The sequence below is a fragment of the Paenibacillus sp. FSL R7-0313 genome (assembly GCF_037969885.1).
Classification (GTDB): domain Bacteria; phylum Bacillota; class Bacilli; order Paenibacillales; family Paenibacillaceae; genus Paenibacillus.
On record NZ_CP150219.1, the window covers coordinates 4,308,147 to 4,325,316 of the forward strand.

At 34.5% G+C, this 17,170-nt stretch carries 12 protein-coding genes; 2 read left to right on the forward strand and 10 right to left on the reverse strand.

What is annotated here, in order from left to right; all coding sequences use genetic code 11:
- Positions 1-48 precede the first annotated feature (48 nt).
- On the reverse strand, positions 49-747 hold the full coding sequence (locus NSQ38_RS18960) for a hypothetical protein (RefSeq protein ID WP_339783470.1): 699 nt from the start codon (positions 745-747) through the stop codon (positions 49-51).
- Positions 748-817: 70 nt separating this feature from the next.
- Positions 818-1,177, reverse strand: coding sequence for a helix-turn-helix transcriptional regulator (locus NSQ38_RS18965; protein WP_339176914.1), 360 nt, complete (start codon positions 1,175-1,177; stop codon positions 818-820).
- 142 nt (positions 1,178-1,319) lie between these two features.
- Here NSQ38_RS18965 and NSQ38_RS18970 point away from each other — a divergent pair, with 142 nt between their 5' ends.
- Positions 1,320-2,318: a DGQHR domain-containing protein gene (locus NSQ38_RS18970; protein WP_339783472.1), complete on the forward strand. Its 999-nt coding sequence runs from the start codon at positions 1,320-1,322 to the stop codon at positions 2,316-2,318.
- A 2-nt stretch (positions 2,319-2,320) separates the two neighbouring features.
- Here the strand turns inward: NSQ38_RS18970 and NSQ38_RS18975 are convergent, their stop codons facing one another.
- Genes NSQ38_RS18975 through NSQ38_RS18990 form a run of 4 tightly spaced genes read right to left on the reverse strand, consistent with a single transcriptional unit; the run spans position 2,321 to position 7,585 of the window.
- Positions 2,321-3,928 carry a hypothetical protein gene (locus tag NSQ38_RS18975; RefSeq protein WP_339783474.1) on the reverse strand — a complete coding sequence of 536 codons (1,608 nt, stop codon included), beginning with the start codon at positions 3,926-3,928 and terminating at the stop codon, positions 2,321-2,323.
- A 33-nt stretch (positions 3,929-3,961) separates the two neighbouring features.
- Positions 3,962-4,945 carry an ATP-binding protein gene (locus NSQ38_RS18980; RefSeq protein ID WP_339783476.1) on the reverse strand — a complete coding sequence of 328 codons (984 nt, stop codon included), beginning with the start codon at positions 4,943-4,945 and terminating at the stop codon, positions 3,962-3,964.
- Positions 4,946-4,959: 14 nt separating this feature from the next.
- Complete coding sequence (locus NSQ38_RS18985; RefSeq protein WP_339783478.1) at positions 4,960-6,933, reverse strand: hypothetical protein; 1,974 nt, start codon at positions 6,931-6,933, stop codon at positions 4,960-4,962.
- Complete coding sequence (locus NSQ38_RS18990) at positions 6,908-7,585, reverse strand: hypothetical protein (protein WP_339783480.1); 678 nt, start codon at positions 7,583-7,585, stop codon at positions 6,908-6,910. Before NSQ38_RS18990 ends, NSQ38_RS18985 begins: the two co-directional genes overlap by 26 nt.
- A 324-nt stretch (positions 7,586-7,909) precedes the next feature.
- On the opposite strand from NSQ38_RS18990, the gene NSQ38_RS18995 reads away from it, so the two are divergent.
- Complete coding sequence (locus NSQ38_RS18995) at positions 7,910-8,155, forward strand: hypothetical protein (RefSeq protein WP_339783482.1); 246 nt, start codon at positions 7,910-7,912, stop codon at positions 8,153-8,155.
- 289 nt (positions 8,156-8,444) lie between these two features.
- Here the strand turns inward: NSQ38_RS18995 and NSQ38_RS19000 are convergent, their stop codons facing one another.
- The 4 genes from NSQ38_RS19000 to NSQ38_RS19015 all read right to left on the reverse strand — a co-directional run bounded on the left by NSQ38_RS19000 (position 8,445) and on the right by NSQ38_RS19015 (position 16,376).
- On the reverse strand, positions 8,445-9,536 hold the full coding sequence (locus NSQ38_RS19000) for an RES family NAD+ phosphorylase (RefSeq protein ID WP_339783484.1): 1,092 nt from the start codon (positions 9,534-9,536) through the stop codon (positions 8,445-8,447).
- A 79-nt stretch (positions 9,537-9,615) separates the two neighbouring features.
- Positions 9,616-10,536 carry a bacteriophage abortive infection AbiH family protein gene (locus NSQ38_RS19005; protein WP_339783486.1) on the reverse strand — a complete coding sequence of 307 codons (921 nt, stop codon included), beginning with the start codon at positions 10,534-10,536 and terminating at the stop codon, positions 9,616-9,618.
- A gap of 112 nt (positions 10,537-10,648) precedes the next feature.
- On the reverse strand, positions 10,649-13,945 hold the full coding sequence (locus NSQ38_RS19010; protein WP_339783488.1) for a hypothetical protein: 3,297 nt from the start codon (positions 13,943-13,945) through the stop codon (positions 10,649-10,651).
- A complete protein-coding gene (locus NSQ38_RS19015; protein ID WP_339783490.1) occupies positions 13,920-16,376 on the reverse strand; it encodes a DEAD/DEAH box helicase family protein in 2,457 nt (818 codons plus the stop codon). Before NSQ38_RS19015 ends, NSQ38_RS19010 begins: the two co-directional genes overlap by 26 nt.
- Positions 16,377-17,170: the final 794 nt, after the last annotated feature.

The following is a 17,170-nucleotide window of genomic DNA, read 5'->3' on the forward strand; positions in this document are numbered from 1 at the left end:
ACTATTAAGAACCTCTTAAGTAATACTCATATTAATAAAACTAACTTTTCAACTCTCTATTCCAATTAAAATATCGTACAAAATAGAATTAAGATTATTACGATAATTTATTCTTTTATACAATAGAATTTCAGAAAATTCTTCAAATATGTATTTCCAAAACGTTATAACTACAACAAAAAAAATTGAAAATAGTAGCACTGTAGAAAATATAAGAAATTGCCCTTCATTCGTCTGAAAGTTGGTCGCTTCGTAAAAATGTTTCAGAAAATAATTTAAGTTTGGCGCAAGAACTGCTATCAATATGCTGGGTGCAACTAGTGGTGGCATCTTTTCTTTAGTATTATCAGCTTTATACGCTTCCATGAGGTTCTCAATTTTCCATTTTGAATATAGATCATGCTCAATCAGATATTCTGTTATCATATGAATTTGAACTTCATGAAAGCCATCTAACCACTTACCTTTTTCAGTTTTTATTGAAAATTCTCTATTTAGAATGATACGAGCCTTACTATTGAAACCCCTATGTATAAAAATTAGAAAGATAACAAGGGCTATTGCTGACAGTACAGGTCCATAGGCTGACTTTTCTGTCCAAAACCAAATACATAACGCAATAATAATCAACGGAAGAGCTAAAGTGTACGAAATCAAATAAGACCAGAATAAGAAGTTCATTTTACTGTAGATTAATTTACGTGCTCTTACTTTTTCCGTATAAAATATAAGTAATTTATTCTTCATCTTTCACTCACCATCACTAATTTTAAATTAATTAGAAGAATAGCACCAATTTTCAATAAAATAGATTGCATTATCTTAAATTTCTCAAATTATCGATTGTTTTAAGAATATCTTGAACAAAGCTTTCCACTATTTTAATTTCTTCAGTACTTCTATTAGATAGGGATTCATTTATTCTATCAAGAATTTCTAAGGTCTCTTTATTTTGTAGCTTATTTTCATACGAGTTGAATAACTCTGCTGGTGTAATATTTAAAGCTTCGAGTAGTTTTTGCAAGGTATCTAATGATATGTTCCTCTCCCCTTTCTCAATCCCACCAATATAAGGCTGTGGAAGATCTACTTGTTCCCCTAAATTAGCTTGGGTCAATCCTTTTGATTTCCTTAAAGATTTTATTCGCTCGCCTACAAAAGCATTAATTTTTATCATAAGCACAATCACCTCTCTTTTAAGAGTAGGTGTACTTGTGCATGAAATAAATATACTTGTACTATATATTACCATTGGAAATTATATAATATAAGATATATATTTTCACTAGGAAAAATAAATATTTAAGGGAGTGTACCTAATGAGACAATTACCTCATCAAATAGTTATAGAAAATGTAGTACAAACAAAAATGAGAGGGAAAATCACTTATCAAAGCTCGTTTCCAACCTCCATTGCTATGAATCTAACTTATGTTAAGCCATTTAACGACCCCTCCGGAAAAGGATATCAACGGCCAGTAGATCCAAAGCGTGTTGATGAATTTGCATTATATCTTTCCAGAGGCGAAAACGCATTATTCACACCAATTTTATTGAATGCAGCTGGTATGTGGGAGTTTACAGCTTATGATTCTACTAGACCAATGTTCGGTAGGTTATTTTGTAAGAGTAAAGCATCATTAATGGATGGACAGCATCGACTTGGTGGGATTAGACGTTATATCGAAGAAACTCAATCAGAACTTAATGTTCCTTTCATGGCATTTCATTTTTTAGATGACGATGAAGAAATTCAACTCTTCGATATTATTAATACAAAAGCCAAAGGAATTGGAACCTCTTTGAGCAAATTCCTGAAAAGAGAATCAGATGAATTAAGTTGGCAAGCTACTGAGCTATTAATATTAAAAGACAGTCCTTTCTATCACATTGGTAGCATCACGGGTAAACGTAGTAAAGGAAGGCATATTACTCTTCAAAATCTTTATCGCATGTTAAAATACTTTTTTAAAGACACTGAGACTACAAATTTATCAAAACATGAAAAGGTGGATCTTGTACTTGAATTTTTCAATATAATGCGTCAAGAATATCCTCATGAATGGATGAACTATAAAGAATATAAACTTACTCATATTGTATGTTTGGATGCGTTAGCAATGGCTGCATCCAAGGCGTTGTCTAACTGTAAGAAAGAAAACTCAACACAAATAGACCATCAAAAATTTATCAAGTCAGCAAAGCGCCTGAAAAAGATTGACTGGTCTGTTAGTGGGCCTTTCAAATATTTAAAAGGTATCTCTAGTTCAAAAACATTAGCTTCGGAGTTAATTGAAATTATGGAATTAGAGAACTAATCCTAAATGTGGCTTCTATCTCTATTTAACGCAAGTTGCATAGGATGAAATGATTCTTCGTTGGATGTTCTTCTCTTTGATCTTATTGTAGGATAAGGACATATCAATTCATTTTCAGAAAAAAAATGATTAAGGTTGTTTTGGTCCCAGAACTTCTGGACTTTATCGGAGAGCTTACCTGGAAAAGTAAAGGCCAATATTGTTTCCTTCAGAGTTAAATCTTTATTCTCAATTATCTTATCAACTGAATCGGTGAGATACAGTTTGAAAAGATGTAAAAATAAATAACTATAGGTGTGTGAAATTAACCAACTGATATATGAGTAATTGCTTTTTTTTGTAGGAAATTTAGCTAAATAAGAATTCATAATGTCGAATATGGGGTCTTCATCTAAATAACCTAAAAATGAAACATTCTCTGAACAAAAACTGGTCCGGCTATAAGGGATTGCGTCTACATCATAAAAATGTACAATCTTCATTATCTTTTGTTTCCACTTAACATATGCAGATGCATAAGGGCAGATAGGAATATCCATTCCTTCCTTTGTTTTTATAACGGAGGTATAACGTTTAATACAACTTTTATGCTTTTTTAAAATAGTTCTTCTTAAATGTTTCGCAATTGAACTAAACATTGAATTTCTTATAATTTGAAATTCGCTCATAACAATGTTTTGATGATTTGAAAAAAAATTGATATGATTTTTTGCTGTGTTAATGTTTTCGAATTCTCTGTTTCTTTTTCTAATGTATTTCCCTTTTAGGTACGGAATGTTATTTATGCTTTTAAGATGATCTGAGGTCTCCACGCAATATTGATCGGGAGTTGTATCCCTCTCAATATAATTTAAATAAAACTTTAATAATTGGGGTGTCTCATTAATTGAGGTGTGAGGGTATAGATATACTGAGCTCAGGTTACTTTTCTGCAGCTGATTTAGACTTAGCCATTGTATAGCAAGTTTATCAGACAAATCGTTATTTCTGTACGCCTTCCAATGTGTATTAAGGGGTACGCCCCTGTTGAATTTTTTGTATTGATAACTACACATACACGTTAATGTTGATTCAAAATAAGTTTGATCTTTAAATAGTTCATATGGATATTTGGCTGAACAATTGGGACATTGATCATACAATGGTTTCTGATGAAAAGGACATTGTTGAAAAAGACCAAATTGATGCAATATACTATGGTAACCGTCAATTAGGCATTCACAACAAAAAGTTAAAGACTTTCTCCAATACCAATTTCCTGAGGAAATTTCCCGCATTTCTCTCATTCCGCCATCATTCAAAAATCCAGATATGTTTTTAATTACATCAGAATTATATTTTTTTAATGAGAATCCTAAAATGTTTATAAATCTATTATCATCAAAACTGGGCATTGAATACAAATTATGATTTCTTGCACCAACAATAGTCTTTTTTTTGATTGTCTCTGAAGTCCCAAACAAATGAAAATAGTCTCGTTTATTAAGTAAGTTAGTGAATTGAATTTTTTGAAAAATAGACCAGGGAGATTCAAACTCAGATATCCAATCTGTATTCCAAGTAATTGAACCATCTGGCTTTGATAAGTAAACCTTTAGTTCAGGAATCATCTTTAACCACCTTTTCAAATCGAACTGATATATCTAAATTAAGTCGTTGTACAGCTCATTTTCGATATAACCCGACTTACCTAATGAGTCTAACCAATGGCTAGACGTCAGGTGGTCAACATTTTTACCTAAGACACCGTATTTTTTAAAAGCATATTCTATAGTAAGCGTTAAATATTGCATCGGTACCTCTAAAGGTTTAGTAATTCCTTTTTCTTTTCTAATATTGGATATAGTAGAAAATAGCTCCTCTGTGGATGATTCTAAACGAAATCCTTGCTCATATGCATCCGGAAAGAAGAATCTTGTGTAGGACCAACCACTATTTGTAGGGTATTCAGATAAAGAGTCATAACCGACTAAACAGGTTTGCAGCTCATCTTTTGTTCTTACGCCTGAGAATTTGTATTCATGAACCATAAAGCGACCAACAATTTGTCCCATTTTTGAAGCAATAAAACCTGATCTAACATGCTTTAATTCTTCTTGGCCAACTAAGATAACTGTCATGCTAATTCCGAATTCTTTCAAATAATTATAAATATCCATTAAAATATTGTATTGAACTGGAACAAGACGCTGGGCATCATCAATAAATAGAATTAACCTTTTACTTCCTGAACTCTCGACTATCTCTTGAAGATATTTTTTTAATCTTTCAGCTTTCATAGTTTTTCTTCCTGAGAAAGGGATTCCGTGTCCAAACTGTACCAATAATTCTTCATAGAAAGTGGTTTCATTAATTCTTGAATTTTGCTCACATTTAAATTTTAGAATAGGAAGCTTCTCACCAAAATCTATTGGTAGTTCCTTTGTTAAGTAGTCGATGGCCCAAGTCTTTCCTAATCTAGGTCTGCCATAGGCTATTCCGCCTGGTGCTCGGTTTTCAATCCATTGCTTAATATTTTTGTACATTCTTCTCACTTCTTTAGTGCCTATGAAGTAAATTCCAGTTTCGATGGGATGAGTCTTTGGGGGTACATATGGCCTGTTTATATCTGAAACATCGATATTCATCAGAAATCTTCCTTTCAAAAGTTGTAAGTTCGAAAAATTCGATCATCGTCATCGTCTTCTTCAATAAATAAACTGTTTACATCCCCTGTTGACTGGACATCTGGAGCAAAGAATTGCTCTTCTTCTTTTTCATGCTTATTTGTAGATGCTGCTTCGGCTTTGTTTAGTTCCCTTTGTAATTGTGCGATATGATTTCGTTCTCTCTTTCCAGTCTTAGCTTTAGATGCTTTATACTCATAGTAGATTTGAAATGGATCTTGATAAGTAGTAAAGAATATTTTCCTTTCATTCTTTAATTTATTTATAGCCTTCCTTGTTCGTAATGAATGAGGTGTTATCCCCCAAATGCCATATGCAGTAAGGTATCCAAACTCACTACCATCACTCAAAAATACTTTTACTGTTCGTATATCATCAACGTTTACCACAATTGTTAATTCCGTGCCGATCAGGTGAGGACTATTACTAAGAATATCGCTTTGATATCGAACCCCTTCATAATTTATGAATGGTCGTTTTCCTTTTTCTATATTCCCACTCACTCTTCTTTTAGTTTGGATCATAAAAAAAATGGCGTCTTTTCTTTTTTCTGGTTCAAGTACTCTTGGTTCCATCCCTCTTTCAATTCGTTGTTTCATCAATTGAAGAGGAGAAAAGTTTCTAATTCCACTATGGGGAATACCATTATAATCAGATACTAGAATATGAGTTAGCTCCTCTAGTTCTGATAAAGAAATATCAAACTTTTTTGCTTGTTGTTCTGGATTTTTACGAAGAGGATCAGAAGGATTGCTTCCAGTGGTACTCACTAATTTATGGTATCCAAGCACTTCAAGGGAACGGAATAATCTTTCAATAATGCCTCTTACTTCTGGAGCCTCGACCGGCCCAGGATTTAGAGTACAACGAACTACTTCATAAAGACGATCGGTTACGATATTTGATAAATTTGCTTTACCGTTGTCATAGCTGAATTCATCCCAAAGAGCCCATGCCGTTTCTGGAATTTCAGCCGAAGGTATACCACCTTTAGGATCATAATCGATACCAGGTATCGAAAATTTTCTTTTTTCATAAGGGGTTACTGTATTGCGAATACAATGCAAAACATCGTCTTTGTTATATTCTTTATTTACACAGAGGTGATGACCTAATATTGCTCGAGTTGCTACATCAACTATTACAAGAAGCCATACTCGCTCCACAACTTCTGTAAATAAGTCTCCTTCAGGGGTTTTAAATGTGATAGTAAACATCGCATCAATCTTATGCCCATCAAACTGAACGCGTTGAAAAGGCTTTTGTAATATCAATTCATGTTTTGGCAATGTTCCCATCCGTGATTGCCTGGCTGCTTCTTTTCCGTAACGCGTTGCACCTTCTGAAAAATGATTATTCTCAATTTTTTTAAAGAAACGGTATAATGATCGATATCCTTTATCATTTGTATTAAACGGATAGTCATGTATTCCTATACCATTCTTTTTGCACAAACTTAGGAATAATCTATGGATCCCATCAGTCGAGATTGTCGGCATTGTAGAATTTTTTCCTTTTCGTCTTAAATAGGCTGAAGTGATCTTCTCTCTAATTTCTGGATATTGTTCAAGGAGTTGATTGAAGGCCCCACTTAATTTGGGCTGTTCCTGTTGTGGGGAAAAAGTTGTGGTTGCACTTCTATCATACTTTTTGGTTCTCTTATGAGGGATTAATGCTCTAAATCCCCAGATAGCTTCAGTTATTGGATCAAATTCTAAACACTTCTTTATGAAAATAATTAATTCTTTCTTACTAATGCCTGTTTGTTCTGTGATTTTTTCTAAAGTTACTTCTTCGTAAAGCATATATAGGTTCACTGCAGCTTCTCGTTTTTTGAATATCTCTCTATCTTCAGGTTGAAGTTGCATGATATTAACAATTGGCCAATTTGAGATGTCTTTATGTTTCGGATCAATATTTATACTATCTAAGATACGTCTTCTCGACATTCAACTGCACCTCCGTCAATCCACAAAGTAAGTCCTGTTCTTGATTAAAAGTAAGTATCTCATGGAGGATTAATGCAAATATAGAATTCCTAATTATGACAGGATGATATTTAGATTGAATAGATTTTTCTAAATCACGAATTGTCATAGGGCCGTTTAAAGCTGATCTATAAATCAGCTCATACACTTCTGGTTTTATTTCAGAAAGTGGAGTAAAAAAAGGAATCAACGTTTTTTTATTTGCAATAATAGTGGGATTGTGTCGTATATCTTCTTCGGTCAGAACACAATGTGTCTTGTTGTTCTCTGCGCACCATATTTTTTGAGCATACATTTCATTAATTGCTTGTTCGCTTGAACGTTTGCTATCTGGATCTATTTCATAGGAGTAGCGTATAAACACAAACTTTTCTTCACTTTCTGATTTAATCCACATATCAAAAACTGTTTCAACAACTTTACCTGCAATATATACATTTATTTTCAACGGTCTTTCACAGTAACTCATGACGGTAATATCCGATTCTGTCAGAACCCAATGATCGTATTGAAGTGAATTGTATAGTCTAACCTCTCTATGAAGCCTTCTACTATATACATAAAATCTATTCCTACCCATTTCATTTTTTATCTTATTGATTGGCAAATACAAGTGTTCAACCCTCCAAAAATTGTATTTTGACCACAATATTCTATATTCAACCTCATATTCTGTAATCCTTTGACAATAAAACATTTTTTTGTCGAATTCTTCATGAATCGGAATTTTTGTGTTCGAATAAACTATATGAGCTGGCCTCTTAACTCCTTTTCTACTTTAGGGGAGTAGGGTAATATATCCTCATACGCTCGCTTTGCTGTATCTGGATATCTATTAATCCAAGCTCTTTTGTCTTAATTAAAAAGGGGTTTTGTAAACTGATGTCGAATTCTTTTAGTCTAGATCTTAACCAGAAAAACTAAGGAGGTAAAAAACATGACTGAAACGTTGGGGATTACTGAAAAGTACAGTAGAGAAATCCAGGAAATCGGAAACAAACTAAGAGACCTTGAGAACGGGCGTATTTACGAGAAAACAGGCGCTCAAATGGATGGTTACCTTACAACAAACATTCAGCAACTCAGAAAAATGTTTACGGATCTAATCTCTAAGATTGACAATCAAGATCCATCAATGAATGAGAAATTAGCGGAAGCTCTAGGAAGAATTGAAAGACCCTAATCTATGGAGAGGAGCTTTTGAGCTTCCTTTTTTTCAATTTAAAACAAGAAATTACTACCAACTGAATGAGAAAAAACACACTGGTATCCCTTATTGAATGAACTCCAGGCTAGAGGGGAACTTTTAAGTAATTCTACAATGCAAAAAAGTCGCTTAAACAGCGACTTCATAGTTGCTCAAATGATAATAACGATTGTTAGTGAAGTACAGTAATATTTAGAAGTTCATTTAATGTTTCAACTCTTCTGAGTGAAACGTTCTTTTAGTCATAACTGCCAGTACCGGTTCTCTACTCTTCTTCATTTACTGCTCCAAGAAGGTAGTTGTAACTAACCTTTGTCAGCATCAATTTATTTATACTATGAACTTTTACTTTTCCTTCGAGAATTGGTCGTCCAAAGATTGCTATATTTTGTGCCACCTTAGAGTGTTCTATTGTTTGAAATTGAGGTATTCGTCTATTAGATATTCCATACACTAATGCTTGATGTGGCATTAACCCTTTGCGAGCATTACTGAAATATGATGGATATACTATGCCGTCATATCCAGCATTTTTTGCTGCTAAACTGATTTCATGAGTAATCTCATATGCATGTTTCCCAGCAAGAAAAAGCATATTCACTGCAATATCCAAACTCTCGAAATCAGTAATACTTTCGTTTTCTTTCAGTATAATTGATAGGTCCAAAAAGTTTAAAGATCCTTCTGGAATCAGTGTTGCAACATATAATTCATCTTCTAATGCCGCACGCATTTCATGTATGCATAACTCTAAATCAGATGAAGTATACAAGACTGGAAAACCTTTTGAGTCTAAACGTCCGCTTCCTAAGAATTGATCTGGTGGACTATCAAAATACTTTGAATTATAAGTAAGATTCTCTCCTTTTCTAATTCTGTAGAGCGGAGAATCATTTTGCGTTATTTTGATATTTGGATATTCTTGTATTATACGCTTTATGACTTTATTACGTTTATCAGGATCCAGCAAATCGTTTAACGGCTCGATGTCTCCATACATCCATGCCCTTGGGCCATAATAAAAAAGTCCAATACCAAGACTTTCTTCAAAAATTCTTATATCTTTTTTGAGGTTATCGTTGATGGTGATTGATGTTTCCTGATAATTATTAAACTGTATTTCAGGAAAAGCTCCATAATCACAAAAAATAAATGACCCATACACAAAAAAATGGTATGCTACTTCTTCTAATTGGTTTAAACTTAATTTTTTCCCAACTGTTGATTTACAGTTTGGACATATTTCATTATCTTCAATACCGATGTTTACAGCGGTTAACTGTAACCCATGATCGCAGAAACATTCTGAGCATGCAACAGTATTATTTTGTACCTCTTCTTTTAAATGCAAAATCATTTCACCCCATATTATAATAATATTTAACCCATTCTAGTTCTTAGCACGGAGTTTAATCCTTTTGTCCACCCTCAACAGATTACAAGTCGTAGAACTCGTCCGATTGTCTCATTTCAATCCGATCAGGGTGGATTCCACATTCAAGCAAACTATTATACATAGCTTGCTTCTCACCTTCCCAATAATAATAAACTATCCACTTAGCCCGCTCCTGTGAAAGCTTATCTATACTGCCGAAATAAGGAAGATCCACACCGGCGATAGAATGACCAATAGAGATAATTTCATCGATACATTTCCCTCGTAATCTATCCAGTTTGTACATATAGTCTGTTATGTTCTTATAGGTCTCCTCGTAATATCGTTGAATTGCCCCACAGATGCTCATCAGTTTTTCATCAAACTTCTCTTCTGCTTCACCTGCTCGTTCTTGGTTCTCTTCCATTCTTGTAATATTACCATGCCCCAATATCGGGTCATCACCGAATGGAGCATTATTCAATGATCCATGGATATGTACAATGTCTATATCGTCAATTTCATAGACTTCTTCCAATACAGCTGTATAGTTGAAAGTCAAGTACAATGCATTTTCAAATGAAAGATTAAATGATGTTTTCTGTTGCACATCTTTGAGATCAATAGTAGCAACCCATTCCTTTAAATATACGGCCAACCGCTCAATGTACTTATATTCTTCTTCAAAATATTGGTCTAAGGTGTCTTTGATGCCGATATCTCCGCTCTCAAGCCCCATATCCATTTGCACAGCGTTTTCAATGATTTCAATTGTATCAATATTAGCAAGATTAGTTTCTAAGTCATTCCATAGCATGGCTTTCTTCGCGTCATCATCATATCCTGGGTAAATTTCATAATGACTTTCAAAATCGTAAAGGAATCTAGAATAGTTGACTTTTAAAAATTCTCGGAAGCTCCAATAGCTTGTCGGCAAACAATGACCTTGATCAAATCCATTACCAATAATAAACAGTTTCATTCTTGTACACATCCTCATATTCATGACGAAACAGTTCTTTCAATATAGCGAATGTCCCGTACCTCGCGCCATTCTCCAAAAAGAAGGAGCGAATTGGATCAGGGTGGCTCCTTTACGCTCCATTAAATCCAAGTTGGTATTTTTTGATGATCTCTATATTTAGAGGCGAGAGCTCTATTTTTTGCTCAGACGAGCTTTTTTCATGCTGCCCATGACCAATCTCAGTTGAGAATTTCAAGTAATAAGTGCTATCGCATTCTTTAATCAGTTCTGCCCTGCTTAGAGTGTTTTTTAATTTATTGAAACAGGCGCTACAGGCAACAGTTAGAATAAACGGCATGCTACATTTTGTTTCTTCACCTTTGTTATCAAAAAGTATTAATTTTCTATCTTGTCTTTTCTTTTCGTTATTATTTCTATGCTCACCTTCAGAGGGAACTTTTCCGCATATCGGACAAAATTTATCATAAGACCCTCTTGAAGTAAGTAATCTGTACAAATCCTCATACAAGAACCTCTGATCTGCCGGAAAGTCAAATTCAGTACTGATTCTCCAATTTAATTTTAGCGGAGCAGCCAAAGACGTTACAGCTTTCTCATAGTCATTATATCCGAGCACTTTGTCATTATTTTCACCGCTAATATAAGCATTAAAAATCGCTATAGTTGCAGAGTCATAGTCCAAATCCACTAACACTTCACTAATCACTTTATTTTCGTCATTAATATTGTCGTAGAAAATATAAACTTTGTTGGAGTCCTCATCAAACTGGCCGATTGGGGTGAGCTTTTCGTCGGCACTTCTTTTCAATTTAAAATTTTGACGGCCCAAATACCCGATAACATGTTTCTTACTGTCACTATTAAATTTAGAAATGTACAACCTGATCCCTGTGATTCGTTCAATGAACTTTAACTTCTCTCTATGATTATTATCTGGATGATCTAAAATTGACGCAATTCTAAAGCAATTGTAAATAGTATAAGTAAATTTCCCAAACCATGGGAGTATTTGAGTAGATAGTTCCTTAACTGTAATATTCGCTATCCTGCATTTCACATTGTTTTTAGATATTTCTTTGAAAGAATCAATTTTATCAAAGGCCTCTCTGTAATATTTAAATTCATCAAAGGTGGTAACTTGAATATTTCGCAGAAAGTTTAAATTGATTAATTGCTGTTCATAAATCCAGTTTGAAATCAGACCCTTATCTCTATACCTTAAATCGATCCTCCTATTCTCACACAATAAGATATCTGGTGTAGGTAACTTAATGTATCTATAACCGATTTTCTCATTTAAATTTCCATTTTTTAAAAGCTCAACAAATAGCATAAGATTCTTGGAATTCAAAGTAGATATTTCAGGGAACTTTAAAGAAAAATAATGAAATACCCCATCCCAGTTATTATAATAAGATCCTTTATATCTAATATTGGATGTATTTTTTAAATTCCCTGAATCGGTTCCCCTCATAGCAAGCAACTCATTTTTCATACTGCTGTACTTTAGTTCATATTCTTGGTTTTGTCTTTTGGAGAACGGCCCCTCTGAACCTGATTGCTGTAATTTATCGTTGAATATAAACGGAACAATTGCAGCACCCCTAATCTCTCCAGTGTAGCTTACATTGGGGTTTAATTTATATCTCCCGATAAGCTTGAGCAGCAGATCCCACTCTGCCTCCTCATGTGCAAGTAACCAGGTATCAATCTCATTTTCTTCTACTTGGATCCTTACTTCATCCATAGTCCTTAAACCCGTTATTCTATAGGCAATCAGATCTGCCACACCAGTAAATGCACAGAGAATATTTCTCAGATAAAGCTTATTCGAAACTTCTGTTGCTTCATACAGATAATTATATATACGTTTTACCCCGTTCAGACAATTATCGTTACTGATAAGATCTTCATAATTAACAATCTCATTTTTGTCGATAACAGTACTAAATGTATCCGTGAGTCTTGTAGTAATGCTCTCGTCCTCAGAGAGGATACGCCGTTGATATTCCTCATCTGCTTTTAACTTCACCACCAGTTTCCCCTTGGATTCAATCGAATCCATGAACTTTGGTAAGTATTGTGTATCAATATCAGGTATTGAAAGCAGACTTTCAGCATCTTCATTAACGTCAACATTCCTGTAGATATATAAAAGACCATGAAAGATGTCGCTAATCTCATATTTATGAGCGCTATTTTCAATTTCATCACTACACATAAATTTGTAAAGTTTCATTTGTTCTTTTTTTATAGTTTGTATAGCATTCTCTATTTCTGAAGAACTGTGTCCAAGATCCGTCCTGTGTATATTTGAGAATCTTGTATTAATCAACGCACCGGATGGATGAATTGCTTTCGTACCATCAGAATTAATAAAAAATGTGGCGTAAAATCTGTTTCTCTCAGAAAGCTCATCCACACTCACCGGGTATGCGAACACAATATCTCCTGTTCTAAATAGTAAATACTTATTTTCTATTGCAACAACGCCATTAATAGTCAAAGAAACTGTGGATTTTTTGGTAATCCAGCCTGTTGTATATTCTTCTTGGTGTTCATCATCGATGCACTTCAAAGTAAGGGAGTTTTCTACTTTTGAACCTTTGAAATAGATCTTCTTAATAGCATGCGTTTTATTTCCCAGAGCATCAGTAAATAACAGTGAACGCAAATCAAAAATAACACTCGAATGATCTTCATTGTGAAAAAGAAATTCTGGATACTGAAGAAAATCACCACATAAAAAATCAATCAGCTTTCTTAGCTTTTCTGTATTGAAGCTAGTCTTCTTATTCCCATTGAACTCTAACGTCAATTTGGTAGTACCTTGACGCCAATGATCATTACGCTTCACATCACTATCTATAACCAACTCACCGTTATTATCAACGAAGATGTTGAACGTCATCACTACATTGCTGTCGATTGTAAGACTATCCACAAAAGTAAAAAAGGATTTGATACCTAAGCCATACTTTCCGCTCTGACCTTTATCATGGGTTTTATCAGACATTTCTCTGTTTAGAAAGGCATAAATATTCGAGATGGAAAATCCTTTATCCGCATACTCACATTCAATTGAGTAGACATCCCCCTCTTTACTAACATTTATATACATCTTATCGGCAGTATCGATGTCATTTGCATTTTGAATAATTTCATTAAAGTATCCTTCGTTGTATCCATCCAATGACGCAATACCCCTGCCATTAGATGACCGAATGATAGTTTCTCGCATTTTATTTTGGTTATTCGTTAAAAAATCATCAAGCCATACGGGCTTATCAAATCGCTCTTTTTTCAGATATTGATTAGCAGCTTGAATTTCTTCCAGCATATGTTTGGGAGCGTCACGTTCACCTCTGGCTAATACCTCATTAATCCCTTGAGCTGTTATATCCACGGAAGTCTCTCACCTCTCTACGCTCTATTCGTTTGTCCTTGCTATAATAAAAAATACCGTCTGCAATTAAAGTGTCCTCGTTAAGATTCTCTATCAAATTTATAAGTTGGCTTATCTTGGATTCGATGAGCACATGAGGTTCCCTATCAGACTCCTCTTTTGAACTTTTTACTAAATCATATTTACTGGAGGAATCCGTGTGATCCACGTCCTCTTCGCTCTCTTGTAATGCTACAAAAACATCACTGTCCTTGGCAATCTCTTTTCCTATAACAACCAGTACATGTTGAATTATTTTTATATTTTCATCAAAATCCCTTTTCTCTGCTTCATACTTCTTAATACTGTAAGGATTCTTTTCGTAATCGACATGATAATCCTTTAAGAGCTTATAGAAATCTTTTCCAGCAATCCGTTCATCCACTGGACTATTAAGAACGTCTATGATTTTTTCATGAATATTTTTGTTACCTGAATTTGAATGTGTAGCTTCTAAAATCGCTGTCCATTCATTTCTTCTGGTTATTGTTCTTCTTCTTGCTGTCAGATCAATGTATATTGCCTCATTGTAATTGTTGAGAAGTGTATTTTCTCTAAGATTAATTAGATATGATTTGAAATTTTCAAAGCTTCTTTTTATAAATTCCGGATAAAATAATACAGTATTCCTTATTGGTGTATACTGACAAGTAAAATCAATTTTGGTTGTACAATAATACAGCATCCGATTATTCTCAAAATCATGAATAGATGATGATTCATTTAGTAAAAAAATCATTTCTTTTTCTTTATGGTTATTGGTATCCATTCTGTCAACACGTCCAAAACGTTGCTCAAGTTCAATGCTAGTATAAGGTAATTCATAATGAATGATACCATCAAATTCGCCCAGATTAAGACCCGTCCCCCCTGTCTTACCTGTAGTCACTAAGATTACTCTGTTTTTTTGACGGAGATTTAGCTTAATCCTGTTTATAAATTGTTCCTTGCCTGAGTCCTCCATACCAACCGTTTCTTGGTGGGAACCATGCTTCATGGCGATTATCGCATTTACTTCATCTGTCAATCGATCATACACATTTTTAACCACTTCTGTATGTTCACAGAAAATAATGTATGAATTAGTGTTATTGTTGTGTGTGACAATCTCCAGAAGTTTGTCCAGCTTGTGGTTACAGTGACTATCAATACTATCATCCCCAAAGTTATCTTTGGCTTCTCTCAATAAATATGTATCATCCTGATCGTAGTGCAAGGCAGCTAAGAATCCAGATTGTTCTACAATTCGACCAAACAACTCATGCCTTTTCTGCACTCGCTTACAATATTCAAAACGTATGATTCGTTCTGCTGCTCTTAATCCCAAATCTTCTCTGAACAGACCCACAAATATATCATCTGCAGTAGGATTTTTGTTATCAATCGGATTAATAACAAAGGTATGATTTCGCTTCCCAGTAATTGTATTCATTAATTCAATATAATTCTCAAAACCTCTGGCTGAAGATGACTTCACTACAATGGGAGTAGCCGTAAGCATCATCACGTGATTTGAACGGAGAGAATGGTAATTATCAAAGGAGATATGACCTTCGTCAATGACTACCAAGTCCCATCTTTCTGAAATAGAAACCTGTTCTAGAGAGCCTTTAAGCGCTGAGTTAGTTCCATCTTTTTCTTGTTTTGATTGAGCTTGTCCAGTTATCATAATCACATGTTCTTTCTCACGGAAAAAAGCGTCTTTTAAATGATTATAGTATATGCGACCATGATCACCTTGTTCAACAATGTGTGCATATCTTCCTAGCTGGCGTCTAATGTCATCCTGCCAGTCGGTGCGTTTATTATAAGGACAAACCACAAGTATATAAGCATACTTATTGTGGTTTATCGCATTTTGAATAGCATTTACTATTGAATAAAGTGCAGTAACTGTCTTTCCGGTTCCCACTTCATCAATAACCAGGGACATTCCATTATTGTCCACCTGTTTGGAGGCGAGTTCTTGTTGTTTATAATATTTCACATCAAGAATGGGCTGATTTCCGTCAAAAAAGATATCAAAAACATCGCTATCACCGGCGATTGTTTCAGTATATTCAAGTAAGAAACGCTTATCCTTCACTTTCTCAAAAGCTTCCGATTTGCTGAGCAGTCCATATATATTTTTGTTGTGCTTTTCGTCATAGGCTTTTATGTAATTCTCATTCCATTTGGCACAAACTGCCGGAGTTATCCACTCAAAACCCGCTTTACCTTCGCATACGAGTTGTTCATTAAGATTGATCTCGTTTACAATTTCTAATACTTTGTCAAAATTACGATACATAAAGGCATAGTGTAGTAGAGAGAAAGATGAGGGATTCTCAAGTGTTTTTTCAATATTCTCAAAATTATATCTGTGTATATTATTAGTATTAGTAGTTTCCATCCCATCACTCCTGTATGAAATTTATTAACTCTTTGAGGTGTACCAGTTAAGGCAGAGCTACTCCACACCTCACGGCTACTGCCAGAACGGTCTTCTCACAATCAGGAATGCTATAAATCGCAAAGAATTTTCCCACGTTAGCATTACCATAGCTCGCTCTATGGTCTCTGGTGCATTGCTTAATCGCTGAATAATTCGCTTCTATGTATCTGGTTATTCCGGGAATCTCTTCAACCAGCTCGAGCCAATTCCATACATACCGTCCAAAGATAACAATTGACAGTATCTCCATCTCATTCGGAGCAATTCGACGCTATGACTTGCATTGCCGGCTACCTTCTGGATATTCCCAAAGTCACGACTACCTATAGTCTTATAGACACCGGAATAGCCTAGTTCGATTAATAATCTGTATAAGTACATTTCAAAACCGGAGCCGTCTTCCATTCTATCAATATCAGCTAATGTAATATCTCTTAGTTCGTAGTCCTCCTTATCAAATACAACGATATTCTTTTGTTTTCTCGACTAGATGAGTATAAATATAGACAACACAAAAACTGAAGCAATAATCAGCAGAAAATAATATACTCCATTAGACCTACACCCCTTCTAATTTCCAGTACAATAATACCATATATTTCAAGGTTGTAGATAGAATTTCTGATCACAGTATTATGCAAATCTCCATGACCACTCCAAGATGGCCTATCCTTCAGCATTGGAACAATGTTCTTGTCCCGCGACCGGATTGTTATTGGGACCAATAAAAAGTTCATTTTTGAGCTTATTGT

Excerpts from the sequence above, each read along its gene's own strand:
- NSQ38_RS19000 (WP_339783484.1), bottom strand. The coding sequence starts at position 9,536 with ATGATTTTGCATTTAAAAGAAGAGGTACAAAATAATACTGTTGCATGC.
- NSQ38_RS18995 (WP_339783482.1), top strand. The coding sequence starts at position 7,910 with ATGACTGAAACGTTGGGGATTACTGAAAAGTACAGTAGAGAAATCCAG.
- NSQ38_RS19005 (WP_339783486.1), bottom strand. The coding sequence starts at position 10,536 with ATGAAACTGTTTATTATTGGTAATGGATTTGATCAAGGTCATTGTTTG.
- NSQ38_RS19015 (WP_339783490.1), bottom strand. The coding sequence starts at position 16,376 with ATGGAAACTACTAATACTAATAATATACACAGATATAATTTTGAGAAT.
- NSQ38_RS18985 (WP_339783478.1), bottom strand. The coding sequence starts at position 6,933 with ATGTCGAGAAGACGTATCTTAGATAGTATAAATATTGATCCGAAACAT.
- NSQ38_RS18975 (WP_339783474.1), bottom strand. The coding sequence starts at position 3,928 with ATGATTCCTGAACTAAAGGTTTACTTATCAAAGCCAGATGGTTCAATT.
- NSQ38_RS18970 (WP_339783472.1), top strand. The coding sequence starts at position 1,320 with ATGAGACAATTACCTCATCAAATAGTTATAGAAAATGTAGTACAAACA.
- NSQ38_RS18965 (WP_339176914.1), bottom strand. The coding sequence starts at position 1,177 with ATGATAAAAATTAATGCTTTTGTAGGCGAGCGAATAAAATCTTTAAGG.
- NSQ38_RS18960 (WP_339783470.1), bottom strand. The coding sequence starts at position 747 with ATGAAGAATAAATTACTTATATTTTATACGGAAAAAGTAAGAGCACGT.
- NSQ38_RS18980 (WP_339783476.1), bottom strand. The coding sequence starts at position 4,945 with ATGAATATCGATGTTTCAGATATAAACAGGCCATATGTACCCCCAAAG.